Source organism: Thalassotalea sp. Y01, assembly GCF_012932945.1.
GTDB lineage: Bacteria > Pseudomonadota > Gammaproteobacteria > Enterobacterales > Alteromonadaceae > Thalassotalea_A.
The window spans coordinates 229538-252120 of sequence record NZ_JABBXG010000004.1; the positions used below are offsets into that span (position 1 = coordinate 229538).

The 22583-nt window shown below is 42.7% G+C and carries 22 protein-coding genes, 1 tRNA gene and 1 pseudogene; 13 read left to right on the forward strand and 11 right to left on the reverse strand.

Annotated elements, in window-relative coordinates:
• Positions 1–2: 2 nt before the first annotated feature.
• Positions 3–2036 (reverse strand): XrtA/PEP-CTERM system histidine kinase PrsK, encoded by a 2034-nt coding sequence (gene prsK, locus HII16_RS07625; protein ID WP_169128932.1) that lies wholly within the window; start codon positions 2034–2036, stop codon positions 3–5.
• A 222-nt stretch (positions 2037–2258) separates the two neighbouring features.
• Here prsK and HII16_RS07630 point away from each other — a divergent pair.
• A tRNA-Arg gene (locus HII16_RS07630) sits at positions 2259–2335 on the forward strand.
• Positions 2336–2387: 52 nt separating this feature from the next.
• Here HII16_RS07630 and HII16_RS07635 read toward each other — a convergent pair.
• The gene (locus HII16_RS07635) at positions 2388–3029 is read right to left on the reverse strand and encodes a hypothetical protein (RefSeq protein ID WP_211183445.1); all 642 of its coding nucleotides are present in this window, start codon (positions 3027–3029) and stop codon (positions 2388–2390) included.
• 42 nt (positions 3030–3071) lie between these two features.
• Positions 3072–3254 carry a hypothetical protein gene (locus HII16_RS07640; protein WP_169128936.1) on the reverse strand — a complete coding sequence of 61 codons (183 nt, stop codon included), beginning with the start codon at positions 3252–3254 and terminating at the stop codon, positions 3072–3074.
• A 169-nt stretch (positions 3255–3423) separates the two neighbouring features.
• Here HII16_RS07640 and HII16_RS07645 point away from each other — a divergent pair, with 169 nt between their 5' ends.
• Together HII16_RS07645 and HII16_RS07650 are read left to right on the forward strand one after the other, a co-directional pair.
• On the forward strand, positions 3424–4128 hold the full coding sequence (locus HII16_RS07645; protein ID WP_169128938.1) for a response regulator transcription factor: 705 nt from the start codon (positions 3424–3426) through the stop codon (positions 4126–4128).
• Between the two features lie 95 nt (positions 4129–4223).
• The gene (locus HII16_RS07650; protein ID WP_169128940.1) at positions 4224–5414 is read left to right on the forward strand and encodes a HAMP domain-containing sensor histidine kinase; all 1191 of its coding nucleotides are present in this window, start codon (positions 4224–4226) and stop codon (positions 5412–5414) included.
• Between the two features lie 215 nt (positions 5415–5629).
• Here the strand turns inward: HII16_RS07650 and HII16_RS07655 are convergent, their stop codons facing one another.
• Together HII16_RS07655 and HII16_RS07660 are read right to left on the reverse strand one after the other, a co-directional pair.
• Complete coding sequence (locus tag HII16_RS07655) at positions 5630–5878, reverse strand: cupin domain-containing protein (RefSeq protein WP_169128942.1); 249 nt, start codon at positions 5876–5878, stop codon at positions 5630–5632.
• Positions 5879–5885: 7 nt separating this feature from the next.
• Complete coding sequence (locus tag HII16_RS07660; protein ID WP_211183446.1) at positions 5886–6167, reverse strand: SDR family NAD(P)-dependent oxidoreductase; 282 nt, start codon at positions 6165–6167, stop codon at positions 5886–5888.
• A 129-nt stretch (positions 6168–6296) separates the two neighbouring features.
• Between HII16_RS07660 and HII16_RS07665 the strand changes: the two genes are divergently transcribed.
• Entirely contained in the window at positions 6297–6845 is a 549-nt protein-coding gene (locus tag HII16_RS07665) for a hypothetical protein (protein WP_169128946.1), read from the forward strand.
• Positions 6846–7390: 545 nt separating this feature from the next.
• Here the strand turns inward: HII16_RS07665 and HII16_RS07670 are convergent.
• A complete protein-coding gene (locus HII16_RS07670) occupies positions 7391–8083 on the reverse strand; it encodes a FadR/GntR family transcriptional regulator (protein WP_169128948.1) in 693 nt (230 codons plus the stop codon).
• A 287-nt stretch (positions 8084–8370) separates the two neighbouring features.
• Between HII16_RS07670 and galE the strand changes: the two genes are divergently transcribed.
• The 6 genes and pseudogenes from galE to HII16_RS07700 all read left to right on the forward strand — a co-directional run bounded on the left by galE (position 8371) and on the right by HII16_RS07700 (position 13451).
• Positions 8371–9378 carry a UDP-glucose 4-epimerase GalE gene (galE, locus tag HII16_RS07675; protein WP_169128950.1) on the forward strand — a complete coding sequence of 336 codons (1008 nt, stop codon included), beginning with the start codon at positions 8371–8373 and terminating at the stop codon, positions 9376–9378.
• Positions 9379–9393: 15 nt separating this feature from the next.
• The gene (locus tag HII16_RS16905; protein WP_169128952.1) at positions 9394–10539 is read left to right on the forward strand and encodes a UDP-glucose--hexose-1-phosphate uridylyltransferase; all 1146 of its coding nucleotides are present in this window, start codon (positions 9394–9396) and stop codon (positions 10537–10539) included.
• Positions 10428–11501 (forward strand): annotated as a pseudogene (gene galK / locus HII16_RS07685) (galactokinase); the annotation flags it as partial. The gene HII16_RS16905 and the pseudogene galK, both read left to right, overlap by 112 nt.
• Positions 11502–11655: 154 nt before the next feature.
• Positions 11656–12330, forward strand: coding sequence for a single-stranded DNA-binding protein (locus HII16_RS07690; protein ID WP_169128954.1), 675 nt, complete (start codon positions 11656–11658; stop codon positions 12328–12330).
• A gap of 9 nt (positions 12331–12339) precedes the next feature.
• A complete protein-coding gene (locus HII16_RS07695; protein ID WP_169128956.1) occupies positions 12340–12771 on the forward strand; it encodes a thermonuclease family protein in 432 nt (143 codons plus the stop codon).
• Positions 12768–13451: a VTT domain-containing protein gene (locus HII16_RS07700; protein ID WP_169128958.1), complete on the forward strand. Its 684-nt coding sequence runs from the start codon at positions 12768–12770 to the stop codon at positions 13449–13451. The genes HII16_RS07695 and HII16_RS07700 overlap by 4 nt, the downstream gene beginning before the upstream one ends.
• A 121-nt stretch (positions 13452–13572) precedes the next feature.
• On the opposite strand, the gene HII16_RS07705 is transcribed toward HII16_RS07700, so the two are convergent.
• The 3 genes from HII16_RS07705 to ccoG are packed head-to-tail and all read right to left on the reverse strand — an operon-like array spanning position 13573 to position 16670.
• Positions 13573–14211 carry a thiol:disulfide interchange protein DsbA/DsbL gene (locus HII16_RS07705; RefSeq protein ID WP_169128960.1) on the reverse strand — a complete coding sequence of 213 codons (639 nt, stop codon included), beginning with the start codon at positions 14209–14211 and terminating at the stop codon, positions 13573–13575.
• Positions 14212–14238: 27 nt separating this feature from the next.
• Positions 14239–15216, reverse strand: a complete 978-nt coding sequence (locus HII16_RS07710) for a serine/threonine protein kinase (RefSeq protein WP_169128969.1) — start codon at positions 15214–15216, stop codon at positions 14239–14241.
• Between the two features lie 8 nt (positions 15217–15224).
• Positions 15225–16670 (reverse strand): cytochrome c oxidase accessory protein CcoG, encoded by a 1446-nt coding sequence (gene ccoG, locus HII16_RS07715; protein ID WP_169128971.1) that lies wholly within the window; start codon positions 16668–16670, stop codon positions 15225–15227.
• Between the two features lie 249 nt (positions 16671–16919).
• Here ccoG and HII16_RS07720 point away from each other — a divergent pair, with 249 nt between their 5' ends.
• Positions 16920–17276: a hypothetical protein gene (locus HII16_RS07720; RefSeq protein WP_169128973.1), complete on the forward strand. Its 357-nt coding sequence runs from the start codon at positions 16920–16922 to the stop codon at positions 17274–17276.
• 139 nt (positions 17277–17415) lie between these two features.
• Here the strand turns inward: HII16_RS07720 and HII16_RS07725 are convergent, their stop codons facing one another.
• On the reverse strand, positions 17416–18801 hold the full coding sequence (locus HII16_RS07725; RefSeq protein WP_169128975.1) for a formimidoylglutamate deiminase: 1386 nt from the start codon (positions 18799–18801) through the stop codon (positions 17416–17418).
• A 21-nt stretch (positions 18802–18822) separates the two neighbouring features.
• Positions 18823–19611, reverse strand: coding sequence for an N-formylglutamate deformylase (hutG, locus tag HII16_RS07730; protein WP_169128977.1), 789 nt, complete (start codon positions 19609–19611; stop codon positions 18823–18825).
• 238 nt (positions 19612–19849) lie between these two features.
• Between hutG and HII16_RS07735 the strand changes: the two genes are divergently transcribed.
• Complete coding sequence (locus HII16_RS07735) at positions 19850–20620, forward strand: DeoR family transcriptional regulator (RefSeq protein ID WP_169128979.1); 771 nt, start codon at positions 19850–19852, stop codon at positions 20618–20620.
• 15 nt (positions 20621–20635) lie between these two features.
• Positions 20636–22465 carry a glutamine--fructose-6-phosphate transaminase (isomerizing) gene (gene glmS / locus HII16_RS07740; protein ID WP_169128981.1) on the forward strand — a complete coding sequence of 610 codons (1830 nt, stop codon included), beginning with the start codon at positions 20636–20638 and terminating at the stop codon, positions 22463–22465.
• The last annotated feature ends 118 nt before the right edge of the window (positions 22466–22583 follow it).

The window sequence follows — 22583 nt, forward strand, 5'->3', positions numbered from 1 at the left end:
TCCTAACTCGCTGTTGATTTTGGCAAAAATAATGTAAAGCAGCTGCCTTTCCCTGGTTCACTGCTGACATCAATACTGCCTTGATATTCTTCAATAAATTGTTTCGCTTCATACACGCCAATGCCCATCCCGGCATTGCCTTTGGTGGTGGTGAATGGCTCAAATAAAGAGTGTTTAATAAAGTCTGCACTCATGCCACAACCATTGTCTTTTATATCTACGACGATTTGATCATGCTGCTGATGACCGTTGATTTGCACCAAGCCTTCGCCATTACAGGCATCTTTTGCATTTTGCAGTAAGTGCAAAAATACGTTTTCTAGACCTTCTTTATTGGCGGTAACATACAAGTCACCGTCTAAGTCAGACTCAATTACCACCTCAGAACTTTTGTTCATCGCCAGACAATTATTGATAATTTCAGCAATATCGACGGTTTCATTGCCATGCTTTTTATGCACATCCTGACTTTTACTTTGTAACTGTGAAACCATCTTGCCCATGCGTTCAGAGGCGGACTCAACGGTGGCAAATACATCTCGAATAAATTCTGGATTGTCGCGGTGACGTTCGGCGTTGCGATTTATTAACGACAATTGCGCCTGCACGTTTTTTAAATCGTGCAATACAAAGGCTGACATACGGTGAAAAACCGCAAATTGCTGGCCTTGTGCCAATTGCTTTTGTGCGGTTTGCAATGTTAGGTAATTACCCAGTTGTTTCGAAACCGCAAACAAATAGTCTCTGTCTTCCCAATTAAGCACCGGTTTATGCGCCGGTCCGGCGAGAATGAAATAGCCGAGTAAGCGCTGCTGTGACAAGGTTGGAATAAATAAATCCAGACGATGCTCTGCCAACAATTTTGCATCGAATTGCAACTCGGGGTATCGATAGGGATAGGTTTGAAACTCGCGAACATCAACTAACCAATTTTGTTTTTGCGAAAACTGATGCAAGGTCTCAATTTGCTGCATTATGTTATCGTCAAGGGTGTAATCGCCAACATATTTAGCTTGCAAACGTGCCTGTTGTGCATCAATAAAGCCACAACGACTGACACCAAAACACCCACCCATCGCCGCACACGCATTGGCATAGGCATCTTGAGAGTCTTGCTGCTCTATTGCTTCAATAAGTTTTAACCACTCTTGCCGATAGTCATATTTATTGGCGAAGAAATGCTTGCCAATAAACACGCGAATTTTATCGCGCAATCGGTTGGTAATAAGCAGTGCCAATAACACCAGCAAACCCGCCGCCATAAACATGATGCTGAGCATTTCACTCCATTGCCCTTCAATGAAGCGAATTACATAGCCTGAAAATGCCAATACCAGTAAATAAACCGCACTTAATCCCACCATAGAGGAATAAAACACAACATCACGAGAGATATATAAATCAGGGCTCCAGTTGCGCATACGCTTGGCGCTTAACAAAATAAACGGCATCACTAATAAGGCTATATAGCCACGGCTGTACCAGAAATAGAAATCAACTCGATTTAACAATGCCGCTTGTGCGTACATCACAAAGTCGAACACCAACATACCGCCTAAGCCAATAGTGAGAGGCCAAAGTGCCCATTTGAGTTGTTGCGAATTGCGATACAGTTGCTCAAGTACCACCAAAGTTAGCAAGTTCATGCTCAGCAAGCCAATGAATAGCCACTGATAACCGGGATTGAAAAACAGATTAACCAAGATTACCGCAGTGAGACCGAGGTACAGCAGAATAAAGTTTTTACTGGCTGGCAATTTAACTAAGCTGGAGACTTTATCGCTGCCACTTATCACCAGTAAAAATAATGCGCCCCATGCCATTAACCGCAGAGATTCAAACACAAAACCAAATCGTAATGAAAACGATTGATAGACTTGCCAGGCATTTAACAGGTATACAACGAGGCTTATGGCGATGCTGACCAACAAAATTTTGGTCGCAACAGAGGGTTGCCGATGGGAGATCAGCAAAACAAGCAAAAATAAGTACGCTATAGCCGCCAAGCCATAGCCAATTAAGCCTATTGTTTCCATACAGGTATGTGTTGTTATTATCCGACTGTTTATTAATTAAGCATCCACTTAAAAGCTTAGTCGAAATAGCGCTAAATGCCCGTAAAAACAGCAACATTGCCAGTTTTTTATTGGCACTAAGTACGGCACCTGTTGATTATTTAAACTATCGGTAGATATGGGTGAGAGATTTGTTGACAGTCAACACCAGCATTATAGAATGGCGACATACACATCGTATTTCCACCCGTAGCTCAGCTGGATAGAGCGCACCCCTCCGGAGGGTGAGGCCGCAGGTTCGACTCCTGCCGGGTGGGCCATTAAGCCCTAGCCTATGCCCACCAAATTTTGTGTAAAAGATTTAGCTTGGCGCTATCTAAAGGCTGATTTTCTCATTACCACCATGACCAGCCAATAAATCATCGACAAAATGACAAACACAACGGGTATAGCCAATATCTCGATAGACTTTAAAACTTCTGGGAACAATTTAGCTTGTCCGAAAAAGAAGGCTGCCGTTGCCATAAATAGCGGGAAAAACATACGCCATAAATGCCTTACTAATTTCTGAATGGTTGATAAACCAGATTTCAATAAATAGCGAATATCCGCAATACCTGCGAATAACATTACTGTGCCAAAAACAATATATTCAGCGACACCAAAACCACCTAATTGACCACTTTCTGTCTGCGTTACCTGCAACGCGCACCAAGCAAAGGCAGCCACTAATACCCAAGAAAATACCGTCAACCATTTGTCAAAGACACTTATTTTATATTCTGCGTTTCTGATCGCAGAAATTGAAGACAAAACAAAATAGCACAGTACCGCGCCGTTCAGCATTGATAGTGGTATCTCTCTTATTACAGCAACAATAGTGCCTGTGGTTCCCAGTAACAGCATCGCGACGACATAGACTTTGCCATAGCGTTTATGGCGTGCATTACCCTTTGTAGTAGCAATCGTCATGAAGCCAAAAATTAACGCGATTGCGCCAGCAATAATATGCAAAATAATTAAAGTAGATAACATGTATTTAAAAACCCGTGGACGTTATTTGGCGATTTGATAGTTAAATGGATTTAACGCAAGCGGCTTACGTGTGAAACCTTTGATAATCCAAGCAACAGGCTCGACCATCAGCGAAATGAATAGGAAAAGCATCCACTCCACAACAAGCGGTACACTTTTCAATGCATGATTATTGGTTTGTTTGTTTATTGCTGTATTGCGCATAAAATTCGCCTTAAGTGAACATTCGTTTTCAATGAGAAAATTATATCGACAATAAATTATCGCTGGGTAACGAAGTGTAACAATTGTAAATTAGGCTTTGCTTTCTCGAGCGTGTGACGCAAACTAACTGAAAATGAGAGCAAACCTTTAACCGAAAACGAATAAGTCTATGCCAAAGATATTAATGATTGATGACGACTTTGCCTTGTGTCACAGCCTTGCTGCCTATTGCAGTCAGTTTGATCTTGAACTGATTTATGCCAATACGCCGTCTGATGGGGTGTTAAAGTTACAGAGCGAGTCACCGCAATTATTGCTTTTAGATGTCATGATGCCTGAGATGGATGGTTTTACCTTGTGTAAAAAAATTAGGCTCAATCACTCGCTGCCGATTATCATGCTCACGGCTCGAGGACAGCTAAATGACAAAATAACAGGTTTAGAACTGGGCGCTGACGATTATGTGGCGAAACCTTTTGAACCGAGAGAACTGGTTGCTCGAATACAAGCACTATTGCGTCGCCTTGATAAATCAAAACAATCAAACGAAAACGCTGATGCACCCAAAGTACTGATGTTTGATGGCATCAACCTGCATCCAGAGCAATGTCGCATCGAGGTGGATGGAAACGAGATTAAATTAACCGGAATGGAGTTTAGCTTGTTAAATATGCTTGCCAGTAACACGGGTAAAGTTTTTAGTCGAGACCAAGTCATAAGCGAATTAAAAGGTATAGATGTTGAACTATATAGTCGTTCCGTTGATATTTTGTTAAGCCGATTACGACAAAAACTAAATGACGATCCACAACAGCCTCGGTTCATCAAAACATTAAGAAATGTGGGCTATACCTTTGTGGCAAAGAAACTATGAGCATTCAACACTTAGGCTTGTATAGCCGATTCTTTGTGTTATTCACCTCTACCACTCTGTTGCTAGTTGTCTTTATTATAGTAGGCGTTTTTGCCATGTCTGAAGACGAAGCCAAACAAATTGTGTTGGAACGACACCAACAACTATTTGCAATGATGACCGATGTTGCAACCCCGCCGGTTAATATCGAAAAAATCAAAGTCGAGGCCAAAAAAAATCGTGTTCAAATCCAAATAAATAGTGGTACTAAAAGTTGGCATACATCGCAAGAATTACCATTGCAGGATGAATTACTTGTCACCGCTGAAAAACTAGGCAGTCTGTATTTTACCAGACACGGAAGCAAGTATTACTTGCTCGCCGAAAAGAATAATTCTTGGACAATTATCACCTCTCAAATTGCCAACTTAATTATTTATCCAAGCTGGTTAGTTTACTGGCCTTGGCTGATTGTTGTTTTGATCCTTTTTGTTAGTTACCGGTTATTAATCGGTCAACTAAAACCAATTAAAGCCGCCATAGACAGTGCCAAGCAAATTAGTGCGGGTAACTTTGAGTATAAAATTGGCCATCACCCAAAAAATGACTTAGCAAAACTAACGCATGGATTGGATACTATGGCTGATGAGCTTAATAAGCTTTTTTCTGCCAAGGATGACCTACTGCTAGCGGTAAGTCATGAATTACGCTCTCCAATGGCGCGCATGAAAGTATCTTTTGCACTGCTAGAACAAAATGAAATTGTGCAACAATTAGATAAAGATCTAAATCAAATGGATTTAATTCTTGGCCAATTATTAGAAAGTGCACGTTTACAGCAATCAAATAAAGCCTTGCATATCGACACCTACTTTCTACCGAATTTCATCAATGAAGTCATCGAGGAACATGAAAACCGCAGTCGACTTGTGCTTGATGGTGAGGTACCAGAAATAGCGGTTGCTATCGATAATGGTCGTATTAAATTTGTCTTACGTAACTTAATTAATAATGCATTAACCCATTCAGGCGACCAACAAACTATCTCTATGTCATTTGCTATCAATGACACTCATGTTTCCATGGCAGTAAAAGATCAAGGCTGCGGGATAGCGAAAGAGTATTTACCAAACATCTTTGAGCCATTTACATCAAGCAAACCGGTAAATAACTTAGGTACCAAAGGCTTGGGGCTTGGACTATATCTATGTAACCGAATTGCGGTTGCACACGGCGGTTTTTTAACTGCCGAAAGTAAGCTGGCAAAAGGCAGCGTATTTACGTTAACGATTCCTTATTGCACATGATGTAAATTGCCTAAAAGGAACACTCATACCCTAGCGCGTTGGGTAGGACGTCCCTCTACACGGTAAGTCGCAGGCTCGGCCCCGCTCGCGTCGGCCATTATATCTGCAGCAGAAAATCGGCACCTATCGAGAGCTACTTAAAGACGCCGCTTGCCCAAGCAATAAAGCCAGCTATAAATTAGCTGGCCAATATATATCAATAAATCGCTATATTGTTAGATAAAGCTAGGCTTTTTCGGGCTATTTGTTCGTCTAGTGATATAGGCCATTGCATCTTGTTCACCATGATTACTAAAGCTGCGAACGGCGTTAATCGGGGTAGAAAAATTATCACCTTTGGTTAACTCTACTTGTTGTCCATCAACCGTCATTATTAATGTGCCTTGATGGACGAAAACCACCTCTTCTTCATAGCGAATGTGATCCGCGATGCTGGCTCCTGGTGCCAATCGAATCGCACTCATGACAAAGTCATGCAGCCAATTTAACTTGCTCGCTCATTGGTGCGGCACGGTTGATACCAACGTTATTGATCAGGCCGTCAATCGTCTCAAGCTCAGTGACTTTAAGAAAAAACTCAGCCAAATTGACATCAACTGGCCATCCAACAATGCGCGCATCCGCCTCGGCTAAAGAGTCTAAATCCGACTGAGAGCGAGCAACGGCAATGACCTTTGCGCCAAGGCTCGACGCCAACAATGCACAAGCCCTACCAATTCCCTTACCGGCACCGGTAATTAATATAATGGTCACTTTAATTTTAAAAAAAGTAATTATTCGCGGCATTGCAAGTTCGGATAGTAATCTAAACCTCCAATTATATATTATAAATAGTATATTTTGTGTCTACTTAAAGAATGCCAGAGACCATTGGATAATATAATGCCTAAGTTAAGACACCTAACACGCCTGACATTGTCGGTAATTATTAGCGCATTGTGCTTTGCACAACTGCCCGCTGTCGCTACGGAATATTACGTCAATCCTACCATTGGCAACGACAACAACCTAGGCACATCAAAGGATGCACCAATTAAATCGCTTGATAAAGCCAAGCGAATAAAACTGCAGGCTGGTGATAAGTTATTATTTGCGGCAGGCAAAACCTATTGGGGTTCGCTTGTTCTAAATAATCTAAAAGGCAGCGCAGACAAGCCTATTATTGTCTCTACCTATATAGACGATAAAAATAGTGACGACGCTCACGCCAAGATTATCGCCAAAGGCATGCTAAGAGGCATCGAAGTCGTTAATTCAAGTCATCTGCAGATCAGTAACTTTATCATATTGATGGCTGCAACTTCACTCGATCGCATACCACCAACAGTAATGACTTCGATTTCGTCTTCTTTAATAGCTTGTTCTTTCGCTTCAGCTTTTTCTTTTGCTGTTTGCGCTTCCGGTGCTATCTCTTCTTCTGCAAACGCATAAGAAGTAATTGGCGCCTGAATCGCCATCGCTGCAAGCAAGGCTAAGCTTATTTTGGACTTTCTCATTGTTTCCCCGCCCTTGAATACTTCAAGTGTCACTTGTTATTTTTTGATTGTTATTGTTATCGTTAAACATCGTTATCTCGAAGATTACTTATCAACGCATAAGTAACAGAGAGAACAACCATTAACCAAAACGTTAACATAGGGTTAAATACGAATCAACATTTATGTTACATATATTATAAATAAGAAAGTATTGTGTTTACTGAAATATCACATAAACAAGCGAAAGCTTTATTTTTAAAGGTCTAGGTAAGTTTATAGCGGTAATTTAGTTTTCAAGGATGTTCATATATATAATCATATTTAATATGATTATATCGATATCGACTATTGTTATAGTTATCAGTTTAAACCAATAATAAAGGCCAATACATCGTCAACACTGCGCACGATGGATGTGCAGGATGGGCAGTGTTAACGCAAGACCATAAGATGTTGCCCGATAGAAACTTCATCATCGAGCAGCTGGGCAAAAACGCTTTAGTTTAGGTTTTTCTCTATCAAGGCTAATGACTCATCAAGAATCTCTTTCACCGCATCGTGTGCCTTAACCGGATTTCTCGATTTAATGGTATCCAATATGTAGGCGTGTTTTTCAACGTCACCGGATTCACCTTTAGTGGCATTAGTATAGCGAATACTTACTTTTAACGCGGTCGCAATAAAGTCGGTAAGTTGCACGATAAATGGGTTACCACTGGCACGCAAAACGGAGGTATGGAACTCAATATCAGAATCTAAGATATCATCTAAACCTTGCTCCGCTGCTTTCATTCTTTCAAGCGCTTTTTCAATCATTTCCAACTGTTCAAACGTTGCATTCGTCGACGCCAGAGCTGCAGCTTGCGGTTCAATAGCCGCACGAACTTCGGTAAACGATTTCAGCAATTGCAAAGAAGGGTTACTGCTTAATATCCATTCCAATACATCTGGATCAAACATGTTCCAGTTGGTTTCAGAGAGAACATGAATACCCTTTTTAGGTCTTGATGCAATTAAGCCTTTTGCTGATAGCATTTTTACCGCTTCACGTGTCGCGCTGCGAGAAACATCAAATTGCTCACAAAGTTCAGCTTCCGTCGGTAAACCGTCTCCAGGCTTGTATTGTCCGGTGACGATCGCTTTACCTAAATCATGGGTTAACTGATAGGTTAGATTGTGTTTTTGTGCCATGTTTCCCTCAAAAGATTAGGTTAATGTCTGCTATCTGTATTTTAATCATATAATAAGTAACTATGGCCTTAAATAGCAACCATTTAGTGAGGCAATTAACCACCTATATATAGGTATTTTTAAAACAAGCGCGATTCTACTGATTTTTTCGCTTAGCTTAGGCAATTTTTATAACTAAGAAACAAAGAGCTACGACATTTATCATCAAATTGTCATAAATCTTCTTGCACAAGCCTTTAATAATATTTATCATATAAATAAAGGTCTTGTAATAATTAGAATAAAATATGAAAGTTCTTGTTACCGGTGGTCTAGGTTACATTGGCAGTCACACATGTATCGCGTTGCACAATGCCGGTATAACGCCAGTCATCCTTGATAATCTCAGCAACTCAAGCATCCATGTATTACAACAGTTGCACAAAATTTGTGGTCAAACGTTCAGCTTCATTGAAGGTGATATTCGTGATCAACATCAACTCGAACAGATCTTTAAACAACAGTCATTCGACGCAGTATTTCATTTTGCAGCGCTTAAAGCGGTAGGTGAATCTTGCCAGCAACCACGTCGTTATTATGAAAATAATGTCTGCGGCACGGTTACCCTGCTCGACGCAATGTATAACAATGATGTTACGCGCATTATTTTCAGTTCTTCTGCAACCGTATATGGTGAACCGCAGTATTTACCGATTGATGAACAGCATCCTATCTCGGCCACTAACCCATACGGCTGGAGCAAAGTTATGGTCGAGCAAATACTCGCGGATAACTGTCAATCAGACTCGCAGCAACTGGCGATTAGCTTGCGCTATTTTAATCCCGTTGGCGCACACTCTAGTGGCCTTTTAGGGGAAAGCCCTAACGGCATCCCAAACAACTTAATGCCTTACATCGCACAAACCGCGGTTGGTAAGCGCGCCAAAGTCAGTGTTTTTGGTGACGATTATGACACCAATGATGGTACCGGTGTGCGAGATTACATTCATGTTATGGATTTGGCGGAAGGTCATGTTGCCGCATTTACTAATCACCAACAAGATTCAGGCTTTTTAGCCTATAATTTGGGCACAGGACAAGGATACTCTGTGCTGGAAATCATCGCTGCATTTTCCAAGGCATCCCGTCAGCAAATTCCCTTTCAGATGGCCCCTCGCAGACAAGGCGATATAGCCTGTAATTATGCTGATGCTAATTTAGCCAAGGCCAAACTTGGCTGGCAAACCAAATTAACCATTAACGATATGACACGCGATACCTGGCGTTGGCAGCAAAACTACCCTCAAGGACTGTAACAAGAGCACAACAGTATGAGTCAATTAGAATTTACCCACAGACGTAAGAACCCATTAACTGGAGATTGGGTGTTGGTATCACCGCACCGTAACAATCGTCCATGGTCAGGTGCCACAGAAAACAGCACTGATCTGCAACTGCCCGTTTACGATGAGGCGTGCCCTCTTTGTCCAGGTAATCAACGAGCTAATGACGTTGTTAACCCAGATTATGATAGCACCTTTGTTTTTGTGAACGATTTTGGCGCTCTAGTGAGTGACAATGACAACCGCGTCGAACAATCAGCAAATAATTTCATCGAGGCTGATGTCGCAACAGGTGAATGTCGAGTGATCTGCTTTTCCGCGGATCATAATAAAACATTACCGGAGCTATCTACCTCTGACATTTCACAAGTCATTGAAGCCTGGCAACAAAACTTTGTTGAATTGTCACAAACGTATCGATGTGTGCACATCTTTGAAAACAAAGGCGAGGTCATGGGTTGTTCACAGCCTCATCCACATGGACAAATATGGGCACACAACCACTTGTCTTCAGAGATCGCCGTAGAAGAACAAAACCTGCGCCACTACCAGCAGCAAAATTCAACAAATTTGCTCGGCGATTACGTTGACTATGAAATAGAACAAAATGAACGCGTTGTATTTTGCAATGAACATTGGCTTGTTGTGGTTCCTTATTGGGCGGCATGGCCTTTTGAAACATTATTGCTTGCCCGTGATGACGTGCGCCATATGGGGCAGCTGAATCAAGCGCAAAAAGACACATTAGCTGACGCTTTAAAAGTGCTCACCACAAAATACGACAATGTATTTAATTGCAGTTTCCCGTATTCTATGGGTTGGCATGGTGCACCTGGTGATCTTAATGATGACAGCCATTGGCGACTGCATGCGCATTTTTACCCGCCATTATTGCGTTCAGCAACGGTGAAAAAGCATATGGTTGGCTACGAGATGTTGGCAGAAAGTCAACGCGATCATTATCGGTGCTGTTTGAAGAAATATATCAAGCACCTGCACAAGCGTTATCCTCAGCACCAGGAAGGGTCAATATTATCGGTGAGCATACTGATTACAGTGAAGGGTTTGTCTTACCTTGCTCACTGGAATTTTGTACCAAAGTATTGTATCGCAAGCGTAACGATTCTTTGGTGACCGTGCATTCAACCCAATATCCAGGCGAACATGACCGGTTTGATGTCTCTGCAGACATCAGCCAAGGCGATTCACAATGGGGCAATTATATTAGAGCCATGGCATTTGTATTAAAACGCCAAGGCCATCAACTGAGCGGTGTTGATGTTTTAATTGACTCTGATGTGCCACAAGGCAGTGGCTTATCATCATCTGCAGCACTGGAAGTGGCTATTGGTGGTATGTTTAATGACACGGCTAATTTAAATTTAAGCACCGAAGATATTGCTCTACTTGGTCAACAAGCTGAAAATGACTTTATGGATTGTCAATGCGGCATCATGGATCAGATGATCTCCGCCAAAGGCGAACCGGGCTGTGCCCTAAAAATTGATTGTCGCGATTTATCAACTCAGTCTGTCCGTATTCCAGACGATCTAAACTTGGTCATTATCAATTCCAACTACCCACGTAAGTTAGTAGATAGCGAATACAACCAACGACGCATAGATTGTGAAAGTGCAGCGCAAAAGATGAATATCAAATCGCTTCGTGATGCAAACCTGGATATTTTGCAACAATTTAAAACCGTTTTAACAGACGATGAATATCGTCGTGCCCGCCATGTAATTACCGAAAATCAGCGCGTTGTTAGCGCCATTGATGCGCTAGCCAGCAATGACTTAGAAAAGCTCGGTGATTTAATGCAGGCATCCCATGAGTCGTTGCGCAATGATTTTGAAGTAACCGTTGCGGCTACCGATGGCATTGTCGATATCATCAAGGGTGCACTCGCCGATAAAGCAGCTGTGCGCATGACCGGAGGCGGTTTTGGTGGTGCGGTTGTCTGCTTATGTCGTGCTGAAGATGTCGCGACCGTGAAACGTGCCATTGAGCAACACTATCACGCACAATTTGATCTAATCGCCGATATCTATGACTGTCGCGCAGGCAGTGGTTTGGAAATCCTACCCGTTGCTTAGCCGGTAATTTTACGCATCTCATCGAACGATCACTAAAGGCCCAATCACATTGGGCCTTATTTCTGTACATAGATAACACTCAATAACTTTGAAATGGTTGGCGAATCACAGCAATTCGAATATGATGAGGTATCTTTACAAACGCTACACTTTTATGTCTGAAACTCTACGCCCAATCAACAAAAAAGTTGAACAAAAACAACAATGTCATATTATTTTGGCCGGTAATTTGGTTGCCAAGCCAGAAATTCGCTATCGTGCTAATCCCGTGGTGCCGGTTGCCGAGTTTGTGATTGCCACCAATCACTCTTGGTTTGATAAGAAAACCAACAGTTATAAAGACTGGACCAGTTATCATGCCTGTCACTTTGAAGGCCAACATGTTGAAGACCAGTTCCTTTATGCGGGTAAAGGTCAGTTGGTGTTAATTCACGGCGCATTAGCGACCAGCAGCAAACGAGAAAAAGACTTTGTGCAAGTTGAGTCGTTATCGTTACTTGGCCACGGCGTGCACAATGGCATAAACCAAATCATTTGTAATGCTATCTTAGCCAGCGAGGTAAAATTGGTAAAAACCGAGAACAATGCCACCTTGGCAGAATTTAGTGTAAGCATTAATGAACCAGGCTTTGCTGAGTCAGACCATCACTTTAATGGCCAACGTATTGAGCGTTTAGTGCATTTGTGGGGTAAAGCCGCGGATTATTTTTATAATAAATCGGTGCTTGGTCAACAATTACTAATTGAAGGCAGCTTAAGCTATGTCGCCAATAATAAGCGCCAACAATTTATTGAGGCAAAAAAAGTCATTATTTGCCCAGATAAATAACCGCCAGTCATGCAATTAAACACTCTCTGCGCTCTAATGTTGGGCTTGTTCTGTGTCAGTGCTTTTGGCAAGGATTATGGCAGCATTACCTCGGTTGTGGTTGCCAGTGTCTACGATGGTGACACCTTTCGCGTTAATATCGACAATTGGCCCAGTGTAATTGGTGAAAATACGCCGGTTCGCGTCAAAGGCGTTGATACTCCAGAATTAAGAGCAAAATGTGCGGCTGAAAAACAAAAAGCCAAACTTGCAAAGCAATTTACTTCACAGCTATTGGAAAACAGCAACAAAGTGGAATTACGTAATATAGAACGTGGTAAATACTTTCGCTTATTGGCTGATGTCTACGTCGATGGCCACAACTTAGCTGAGCTGCTGATTAACGCCGGCCATGGCTATTCCTATGCCGGTGGTCAACGCAGGTCATGGTGTGAGCTGTGAGTCATTTTTATCAACGTCACAAGGCGCTGCTCAAACTGATACTGATCTTTTTACTGATCAGTGCAGCTCTAGCCGGCAGCTTTCATGTGCTCGGCGTGTTTGACCATTTCAATCAACAATGGGTCGATACCACGATACGTAATCAAGGCGCGCAGGGCGTGTTTTATTTTATCGCCGTGGTTGCCTTGGCGATTGCTGTTAGCCTGCCAAGACAAGTCGCCGCATTCGCTGCAGGCTATGCCTTTGGTTTTATTTACGGCACCTTAATTGCAACGTTTGCCGCCGCCATTGGTTGTGCTCTTACCTACAGTTTTGCGCGTTTTATTATCGGTGAAAAAATACGAGAAAGGTTTAGCGATAAAGTAGCCTTGGTCAACAATTTTCTCAGTCGCGATACCTTTGAAAAAACCTTTATCATTCGCTTAATACCCGCCGGCAATAACTTTTTACTCAACCTGAGTGCTGGCATTGCCCATATTCATGCTGGACGTTTTATTGGTGCATCTTACTTCGGGTACTTTCCGCAAATGGCGATTTTTGCGTTGGCGGGCAGCGGTGTGCAACTGATGTCATTTTGGCAAATCGGTGCCAGCATAGTACTCAGTATCATTGCCACCTTATTGAGTCTGAGATTATATCGTCGTTATCAACAGGAATTGGCCAACAAACGTTATTACTAAGACGGTATTATTAGCGCGGTATTGTGAGGAAAGAATTTCGAGATGAATTGCCATTCGGGTAGATGACATCAAGGTAATAAAAAAGGCTCCTATAGGAGCCTTTTTTATTAGTGAATCAATCTTATGACTTCAATGTCAAAAGATACAAAACGATGTTCTTGTAATCGTTTAGGAAGTCGCCACGATCTAGTTCGTTGGCATTTACTCGATATTTACCATTAACGATAATGGTTGGAACACCGGTAAGTGCACCGTTTTTGGTGTACTGATCTTGAAGCTTTTTCATATGCTTGGCTTTTGAATTCACACCAAAGCTTTTCATTAGCTTATCAAATTGCTCACCATCAACACCTTGCTTGGTAAACAGTTCACGTAATTCAGCTTGTGATGCTAACGGCTTGCGTTGTTTTTGAATCGCATCAAAAATCGCAGCAATCAACGTTTCTTCTTGTGGTAATTGTTGTGCCACAATCATTGATTTGGTGATTTCAAATTGCACTTGTGGGCTTGCTGCACGCATAAAGTCAACGTGGTTCTTTTCGAAAGTTGCGCCTTCTGGCAATGACTTAGCCAAATCTTTCATGAACGGTTCGAAGCTCAAACAGTGCGGGCAGTAGAAAGAGAAGAATTCACGCACTTCTGGTTTTGCCGTTAAGGTTTCGCCAACCACGGTGTAGTGTTTGCCTTCTTGGTAGTCTTTTGCACAAGCAGCTAGTGGCAGCATTAATGCCAGCACAAAGATACTAAATAATTTTTTCATCTTTTAAAGATTCCTTTAGAGTTATTGCTATAGACCTTGATTCAAGCTTAGCACGGGTTCCTGCATAGTAGCATATTGCTCTTTGAGCATAAGTATTTGCTGTTCCCAGTATTTCTCAGTGTTAAACCAAGGGAAATTACGAGGAAATGCCGGATCTTGCCAGCGCTTGGTTAGCCAAGCCATATAGTTTATCAATCGCATTGAACGCAATGATTCTAACAATGAAAGCTCGCTATGTTCAAATGAAAAAAACTCTTCATAGCCCATTAGCAAGGTATCGAGTTGTAACAATTTATTTTGTCGGTCGCCGCTAAGCATCATCCACAAGTCCTGAATTGCTGGCCCAGTGCGACAGTCATCAAGGTCAACAAAGTGCGGTCCGGCGTCGGTCCATAAGATATTACCGGCGTGACAATCACCGTGCAGACGAATTTGTTTACCAGGCTTATATTGCCCTAAAGTAAGCTCAATCACTTGATCAAGTACGGTAAAGAACGGCAATTTCAGACCCTGCGAAATGTCTGCGGTCTTGATAATGTCTCGCGCCTGCAGTAAATATTCATCGCTATTAATGGCTGGGCGATGGATAAACGGCTTACGATTACCAATGGCGTGCATGCGGCCAACAAAGCGCCCCATCCATTCCAACTGATCGAGGTTATCTACTTCAAATATGCGTCCACCTCGGCACGGAAACACCGCAAAGCAAAAGCCTTTATAATGAAACACAGATTCACCATCACGCTGCAACGGCGCAACCATAGGCACTTCTTCATGCTCCAGCTCTAGAGCAAAATCATGCTCTTCTTGGATTTGCGCCAAGTTCCAACGCTGCGGTCGATAAAACTTGGTAACGTATTTTACTTTGTCGTCATCGTGAAATTGATAGACACGATTTTCATAGCTATTAAGTGCTAAAAGCCCGGAAGCCACATAAAATCCGTGGGCTTCCAACGCGTCGAGAATAAACTCAGGGGATAGTTCCTGAAAACTGAAATCTGCCATCAATACCGTTATCGTTTGTTAAAAAACACACTGGATTGGCGAATCATAACATCTTCATCATCAGGTTGAACCTGTTTCACCACAAAAGATATATCGGTTTGAAATTCTTGCAAATCGTATGGATCGACAGCAATAGAGATGGTTATTGTATCTATGGTCGCGGCCTTAACACTTACCGTGCTTTGTCCTTGCCACTGATGATTTTGCAAACCTTCAACCGTGAGTTGATAGGTCGAATCAATTTGCGACTTATTAAGAATTTTCAGGGTGTATACGTTTTCTATTAAACCATCGATATTTTCTCTCGATAAGGCATTACGATCACGAATGATATCAAGTTGCAATGGCACTCGAGTCGCTAAATCGGCAACAAAAAAGCCACACATCACCAATAAAACCACTGCATACATATACAATTTAGGTCTGAGAATATGGACAATTTTGCCCTTTAATGCGGTTTCTGTGGTGTAGCTAATAAGCCCAGGTTTGTACTTCATGCGCTCCATTACACCGTCACAAGCGTCAACGCAGGCACCACAGTTGATGCACTCATATTGTAAGCCGTTACGAATATCAATGCCGGTTGGGCATACCTCAACACACAGGTTACAATCGATGCAATCACCTAAGCCCAACTCTTGCGGGTTGGCTTTTCGAGGTCTTGGACCACGAGATTCACCGCGCTTGGTATCATAGGAAACAGTCAGAGTATCTTCGTCAAACATCGCTGATTGAAAACGAGAATACGGACACATATGTAGACACATCACTTCACGCATCCAGCCGGCATTACCATAGGTACAGAAGGTGAAAAACAAGATCACCGCCGTTGCGGTAAGTGATGCTTTAAACGTGACAAAATCAACCACCAATTGCTGCATCGGCGTGAAATAGCCAACAAAGGTTATGGCGGTGAGTAATGAGAAAAAGATCCAACAACTGTGCTTGGCGGCTTTACGCCAAAATTTGTCGATGTCTAACGGTTTTTGATCGAGTTTTTTACGCTTATTGGCGGAACCCTCGAATTTTTCTTCAAACCAAATAAAGATAAAGGTCCAGACGGTTTGTGGACATAAATAACCACACCACACCCGACCGAGGAAGGTGGTGACAAAAAACAAACTAAAGGCGCCAATAATAAATAGCCACGCCAATAACGTCAGATCTTGTGGCCATAAGGTTAAGGCAAAGATATTAAAGCGCTGTTCACCAATATCGAATAAAACCGCTTGCTGACCATTGTAAGAAATCCACGGAATCGCCGCGAACAAAGCCAAAAAGAACAAGTTCATCTTGCGACGTAAACGCTGAAATAAGCCTTCAACTTTACGCACATATATTTGGTCGCGAGGTTTGTATTGCTGAACATCTGCCGCTTTGGGCTTATGAACTTTGATCTCTTTTACCGGAATCACCTTGCGGGGTGCTTGATTCGGCTTGTTTTCTGAGGTCATAATTTATTCCGAAGTGCTAGTCTCGAACATACAAATGTGTATAATCTGAACTAGGGTCTGGCGCTTTTTATTGTAACTTGTGTTAATTATATCAACCAAATCGCGCTAAAGTATGATTTAGATTAACTTTTTTGCTGTTTTTAACAAAAAGTTAACGGCTAAAAAATAGCCCCTAGTAATACACCTTGTATAGTATGGACCACATATAGCATTTGCGGTTGCTATTAAAACAACAATAAGTGAACAACTATGTTTAAAAAAATTTTGGTTATTATTGTCGCTGCTGCCGTTTATTTGCACTTCTATCCTAATGCAGAACTAACGGCGTGGTATAACGAACAAATTGGCAGCGCGAAACAAAACTTTAGTGAAATTGCCGATACGAAAGCCCGCGTTGCACCGAGTAAAATCCTTACGGTGTTGCAACCGGAGTTTAAAAAATACTCTAAGCGAGAAGTGGCCTATGTTGAATCCATCGCCGCCAGTCGTGATGAGCTTCGCCTGTTTTATGATGAGTATTGCCCTAACCTGAAGACCAATACCAGGTTGCGCCGTGCGTATTTGCAACAAGTTTGCGATACCGTTGATCAGTACCGCATTCTCTAGCCCACATAGTGCAGAGATAAAAGCCAGCAACTGCTGGCTTTTTTAATGGCCGAATTACACTGATTCGGCTTCGTAACGGTAGGATAGTTCGATGACGATATCGTAAAACTGCTATGTCACAGACCTCAATATCAGCTCGTTATCGGTTGTTGCCTAAATCTTGTAGCACTTTAGCAAAAGCGTCGGCAATCGCAGCTTGCTGCTGATGTTGACCGTTTTTGATCTGCCATTGACCGTTGACCATTACATCCTGAATGGGGTTATCTTGGCTGGCAAAGATCATGCTATCTAATAGATGCTTATTGGCATTTGCAAACAATCGATTACGGCTTTCATCGAGAACCAATAAGTCGGCCTGCTTGCCTATCGCCAATTCACCACAATTACTGTTGGTCGACATAGCACCAGCCTTTGTCGTGTGATGCCATAAATATTGACCAACAGAAGCGGTGGTATTATCCGCTAAAATAGCCCGCTGTTGGCGCACCAGACGTTGTGCGTATTCCAATAAGCGCAGCTCTTCGATTGCCGAAACACTGATGTGGCTGTCGGAACCAATAGCCACTTGACCACCTTTGGTCATAAATTCCGTTGTTGGGAAAATGCCGTCACCAAGATTGGCTTCTGTGGTTGGACAAATCCCTGCCACCGCACCGCTGTCGATAATACCTTGCAGTTCACTGTCATCGATATGAGTTGCGTGAATCAAACACCAGTGTTGGTCAAGTTGCATGTTATCCAATAACCATTGCACCGGGCGTTTACCGTAATGGGCAATACTGTCATTGACTTCTTTTTGTTGCTCACTGATATGAATATGTATTGGTGCTTTGCTATCTAAACTGCGCACATGACTCACCACGGCTTGTAACGATGGCTTGTCTACGGCTCTTAATGAATGCGGCGCAATACCAACGTTGGCATTGTCATGGTGTTCAGTTAAGGCAAAACATTCGCTCACCAATTGATTGAATTGCTCGACATCATTAATAAAACGTTTTTGCCCTGCATTGGCGGGCAATGGCCCAAAACCACTAAAGCGATACAATACCGGCAGCATGGTTAAACCAATGCCTGACTCATTGGCGGCACTGAAAATAGCCTTAGCCATCATCGATAGCTGCGGGTAGTTATCGCCATCGTGTTGATGGTGTAAGTAATGGAATTCAGCGACTCGGGTATAACCGGCTTTAAGCATTTCAATATACAATTGCGTGGCAATCACTTGCGCCTGTTCTGAGCTGATCGCATCGAGAAATTGGTACATGATATTACGCCATGTCCAAAAGCTGTCATTACCTTCTGAGCCTTGCTCAGAAAAGCCAGCAAAACCACGTTGGAATGCGTGTGAGTGGCAGTTAACCATACCTGGAATAACGGGACCGGTGGCTATTTCGGCGCCATCGAGCTGGCCATCAATGATATCGCTGATCACGCCATCTTCAATAACCAAGGTCTTATTTTGATGCCATTGGCTGTGGTCGCAATGGCTCAATAAAATATTTTCTGCGAATAGTTTTGTCATTTCAGTATCCAACATATAAGGTTATTGCTGAGCAAATTCAATAAGTTGTTTAACTAAGTTTTGCAACTTAGGTTTTACCGCATCGGCTTTTTGCTGATTGTAGTCAAGCGTGTCTTCATCAAGATAGGCGCGTTGTGATAACTCCAACTGCAAGGTATGAATATTGGCATCTGGCTTGGCGTAAGCGCGAGTAATATAACCCCCTTTAAAGCGACCATTCGACACTTGGCTGTAGGGTGCAAAGTCTAGCTGTTCAATTGCTTGCAACATTTCTGCGGCACAACTTTCACCACTGTTGTTACCAAAATTAAAGTCCGGTAACTGGCCATCAAAAAAGCGTGGCACAACCGAGGCAATAGAGTGCGCTTCGAGCATCACCGCTTTACCGAAACGTTGTTTGATTTGCGCTAAGGTGTCACTGATTGCTTGATGGTACGGCTGCCAATAAAGGCCAACACGGCGATCGATTTCTTGTTGATCAGGTTTTTTGCCTGCTAAGTACAATGGCTCTGATTTAAAAGAGCTGGTTGGACAGAGTTCGGTCGTATCGGCGCCAGGGTATAAACTCACGCCACTTGGGTCACGGTTTAAGTCAATCACATAGCGATTGTATTTCGGCATTAAAATATAGGCACCCATGGCTTTGGCAAAATCATACAATCTATCGAGGTACCAGTCGGTGTCTTCTACCTTGCCAGCGACATCGGTCATAACCGCCTTAATATCTTCTGGGATCTCAGTACCATTATGTGGCATAGAGATTAATAAAGGTAAGCTTCCTTCGATTAACGTATAACTTGCTTGACTCATAGTTCCCCTCATTGGCTTGCTAATGCTGATCGATTGACTAAAGTCATGAATACCATGGCACCAGCAGCTTGTATATACAATTAAATTTTTGGCGGCTAAATGTAGCATTTTTGCCATCAATAGGCAAAAAATCCGTAGATAATTTGCGTTTTCATGAATGTTTTGTTTTAATTATAAAAGTTTCGAAACGAAAGTTACGAGCCCGATATAAAACTAAAAATCACAACTAACGAAACTTATGTCTAAACGAAATACGCAGCTTCGCCGCCATACCATCCTTACTCAACTCAATGATTTGGGTGAGGTCAGTGTCGATCAACTTGCCGAACAATTTCAAACCTCAGAAGTGACCATACGCAAAGATTTGTCAGCCCTTGAGCAAAGCGGTTTGTTACTGCGCCGCTATGGTGGTGCAATCCCATTGCCGGCTGAAATCACCTCCGCCGAGCACAATGATAAGGTGTCGCGGCAAAAGCAGGCCATCGGTAAGCAAGCAGCACAGCTAATCAAAGATCATAATCGCATCATCATTGATAGTGGCCGCACCACAGCAGCGATGATTAAACAACTGAGTAATAAGAAAGGCTTGGTGGTGATGACCAATTCGCTCAGTGTTGCCAATCAATTAAATGAACTTGAAAGCGAGCCGACGTTATTGATGACCGGAGGCACTTGGGATTCCAGTTCAGAAGCGTTTCAAGGACAAATTGCCGAACAGGTGTTGCGCTCTTATGACTTCGATCAATTGTTTATTGGCGCGGATGGTATCGACATTGACCGTGGTACCACAACGTTTAACGAACTTATCGGTTTATCGCGGGTAATGAGTGATTCAGCAAGGGAAGTGATTGTAATGGTTGAGTCAGAAAAAATCGGCCGTCGTATTCCAAACCTTGAACTTTCTTGGAAATGCGTCAATACCTTAATTACGGATGACAATTTGTCTGAGCAAGTGAAACAACAAATACAAGCACAAGGCATTAACGTGATTTGTGCACCAATAGAATAACAAGCAGGTATTATTATGTGTGGAATTGTAGGTGCAGTAGCACAACGTGATGTAGCAGATATCTTAGTAGAAGGACTGCGTCGTTTAGAATATCGTGGATATGATTCGGCCGGTGTGGCGATCATCGACAGTGACAATAACTTAGGTCGCGTTCGCCGCCTCGGTAAAGTGCAAGAGCTGGCTAATGCGCTTGTTGAAACCCCAGCCATAGGTGGTGTTGGTATTGCCCATACTCGCTGGGCAACCCATGGCGTACCAAGCGAAAACAACGCTCACCCGCATGTCTCTGGACAGATTGCCGTGGTGCACAACGGCATCATCGAAAATCACCAAGAGTTACGTGACAAGCTGCAAGGCCTTGGTTATGTCTTCAGCTCAGAAACCGATACCGAAGTCATCGCCCATTTGGTACATCACGAATTGCAAACAAGCAACAGCTTAGTTGAAGCGGTGCAAAAAAGTGTTAAGCAATTTGAAGGTGCCTACGGCACAGTGATCATGGACAGCAATGATACCGAGCGTTTGGTTGTCGCCCGTTCTGGTAGCCCATTGGTTATCGGTTATGGCTTAGGTGAAAACTTTCTAGCTTCTGACATGATGGCATTGTTGCCAGTGACCCGCAGATTCGCGTTTTTAGAAGAAGGCGATGTTGCCGAGATCACCCGCTTTGAAGTCAATATTTTTGACCAACAAGGCAATCCGGTTGAACGTGAAGCAACCGAAGCCAGTGTCAGTCATGACGCCGGTGATAAAGGCGAATACCGCCACTACATGCTGAAAGAAATTTATGAACAGCCAACGGCAATTCGTAATTCTTTAGCCAATCGTTTTAAAGATCAAAGTATTGATATCAATGCCTTTGGTGATAACGCCGAGTTGATATTCAAAGACATCGAACACGTGCAAATCATTGCCTGTGGTACCTCATATCATTCAGGTATGGTCGCGCGTTACTGGCTTGAAGAACACGCTGGTGTCAGCTGTAACGTCGAAATCGCCTCAGAATTTCGATATCGCAAATCTTTCGTCCCTAAAAATGCCTTATTGGTCACCATCTCACAATCTGGTGAAACCGCTGATACCTTAGCAGCATTAAGATTAGGTAAAGAGCTTGGCTATAAGGCCTCGCTAACCATATGTAATGTACCAGGCTCATCTTTGGTGCGCGAATCAGATTTGGCCTTTATGACCAAAGCAGGTGCGGAAATTGGTGTTGCATCAACCAAAGCCTTTACTACTCAGTTGGTTGGCTTGATGATGATGACGCTAGCTCTTGGTAAGTACAAAGGTATGAGCGACGACAAGCAAGCCAGCCTTGTTTCAGCCTTGATGTCATTGCCCGCTAAAATCGATGAAGTATTGGCTTTGGCGGATGAAATCGAAGACCTTGCCGAAGATTTTGCCGACAAGCATCACTCTTTATTCCTTGGCCGCGGTGATGAATATCCGATTGCCATGGAAGGGGCGTTAAAACTAAAAGAAATCTCATACATTCATGCAGAAGCCTATGCGGCGGGTGAGTTAAAACATGGTCCATTGGCGCTAATCGATGCCGATATGCCGGTTATTGTTGTTGCACCAAAAAACGATTTGATTGAGAAACTAAAATCAAACGTTGAAGAAGTACGTGCTCGGGGTGGCTTAATGTATGTCTTCGCAGATGTAGATGCACAGTTTGAATCAGACGACACCATGAAGGTCATCAACGTGCCACATTGTGATGATGTCATCGCACCAATCATCTACACCTTGCCACTGCAATTATTATCATATTATGTGGCAATCATTAAAGGTACCGACGTTGACCAACCGCGAAATCTTGCGAAATCAGTAACGGTTGAATAGTGGATTCAGGCACACAAAAACGTGTACGAGTTAAATAAAGTGTGAAATAAAAAATAAAGCACGAAATTAGCATTAAAGTATAAAACTATTATAAGTATGAAACTAAAAATAAAGTATG

What these genes read in the sequence shown, in the direction of transcription:
- prsK (WP_169128932.1), bottom strand. Translation starts at nt 2,036, where the DNA reads ATGGAAACAATAGGCTTAATTGGCTATGGCTTGGCGGCTATAGCGTAC.
- HII16_RS07640 (WP_169128936.1), bottom strand. Translation starts at nt 3,254, where the DNA reads ATGCGCAATACAGCAATAAACAAACAAACCAATAATCATGCATTGAAA.
- HII16_RS07645 (WP_169128938.1), top strand. Translation starts at nt 3,424, where the DNA reads ATGCCAAAGATATTAATGATTGATGACGACTTTGCCTTGTGTCACAGC.
- HII16_RS07650 (WP_169128940.1), top strand. Translation starts at nt 4,224, where the DNA reads ATGTCTGAAGACGAAGCCAAACAAATTGTGTTGGAACGACACCAACAA.
- HII16_RS07655 (WP_169128942.1), bottom strand. Translation starts at nt 5,878, where the DNA reads ATGAGTGCGATTCGATTGGCACCAGGAGCCAGCATCGCGGATCACATT.
- HII16_RS07665 (WP_169128946.1), top strand. Translation starts at nt 6,297, where the DNA reads ATGCCTAAGTTAAGACACCTAACACGCCTGACATTGTCGGTAATTATT.
- HII16_RS07670 (WP_169128948.1), bottom strand. Translation starts at nt 8,083, where the DNA reads ATGGCACAAAAACACAATCTAACCTATCAGTTAACCCATGATTTAGGT.
- galE (WP_169128950.1), top strand. Translation starts at nt 8,371, where the DNA reads ATGAAAGTTCTTGTTACCGGTGGTCTAGGTTACATTGGCAGTCACACA.
- HII16_RS16905 (WP_169128952.1), top strand. Translation starts at nt 9,394, where the DNA reads ATGAGTCAATTAGAATTTACCCACAGACGTAAGAACCCATTAACTGGA.
- HII16_RS07690 (WP_169128954.1), top strand. Translation starts at nt 11,656, where the DNA reads ATGTCTGAAACTCTACGCCCAATCAACAAAAAAGTTGAACAAAAACAA.
- HII16_RS07695 (WP_169128956.1), top strand. Translation starts at nt 12,340, where the DNA reads ATGCAATTAAACACTCTCTGCGCTCTAATGTTGGGCTTGTTCTGTGTC.
- HII16_RS07705 (WP_169128960.1), bottom strand. Translation starts at nt 14,211, where the DNA reads ATGAAAAAATTATTTAGTATCTTTGTGCTGGCATTAATGCTGCCACTA.
- HII16_RS07710 (WP_169128969.1), bottom strand. Translation starts at nt 15,216, where the DNA reads ATGGCAGATTTCAGTTTTCAGGAACTATCCCCTGAGTTTATTCTCGAC.
- ccoG (WP_169128971.1), bottom strand. Translation starts at nt 16,670, where the DNA reads ATGACCTCAGAAAACAAGCCGAATCAAGCACCCCGCAAGGTGATTCCG.
- HII16_RS07720 (WP_169128973.1), top strand. Translation starts at nt 16,920, where the DNA reads ATGTTTAAAAAAATTTTGGTTATTATTGTCGCTGCTGCCGTTTATTTG.
- HII16_RS07725 (WP_169128975.1), bottom strand. Translation starts at nt 18,801, where the DNA reads ATGACAAAACTATTCGCAGAAAATATTTTATTGAGCCATTGCGACCAC.
- hutG (WP_169128977.1), bottom strand. Translation starts at nt 19,611, where the DNA reads ATGAGTCAAGCAAGTTATACGTTAATCGAAGGAAGCTTACCTTTATTA.
- HII16_RS07735 (WP_169128979.1), top strand. Translation starts at nt 19,850, where the DNA reads ATGTCTAAACGAAATACGCAGCTTCGCCGCCATACCATCCTTACTCAA.
- glmS (WP_169128981.1), top strand. Translation starts at nt 20,636, where the DNA reads ATGTGTGGAATTGTAGGTGCAGTAGCACAACGTGATGTAGCAGATATC.